Source organism: Bacillus sp. SIMBA_074, assembly GCF_046534555.1.
GTDB lineage: Bacteria > Bacillota > Bacilli > Bacillales > Bacillaceae_G > Bacillus_A > Bacillus_A mycoides.
In genome coordinates this window covers 1-276 of record NZ_JAWRYM010000438.1, presented here as the reverse complement: position 1 = coordinate 276, position 276 = coordinate 1, and the positions used below count along the sequence as shown (strand labels likewise).

At 39.9% G+C, this 276-nt stretch carries 1 protein-coding gene; it reads right to left on the bottom strand.

The features are described from left to right. A partial coding sequence (locus tag SB773_RS31490; protein ID WP_486304312.1) for a COG4315 family predicted lipoprotein occupies positions 1 to 266 on the bottom strand: 266 nt, incomplete at its 3' end. Positions 267 to 276: the final 10 nt, after the last annotated feature.

Below are 276 nucleotides of genomic sequence, written 5' to 3'. Positions count from 1 at the left end.
GTGAACGGCGGCCATTTCTCCAGACATTCATCCGCGCAATTGCTTTTACCGGATTTATCATTCTTGAAAAAATAAAGTGTCATTCCCTTGGAATCAGCCAAGTATTCGCCTGTTGTTTCACTTTCCAATAATTTTAGGGTTACAGCTTTTTCATCGGCAGTACCACTAACAACTTGATCCTTTTTGGGTGAATCATCAGCTTCATTTCCACACGCCGTCAAAACTAGGACCATCATAAAAACTGAAAATACCAACCACTTTTTCATATACTCTCAC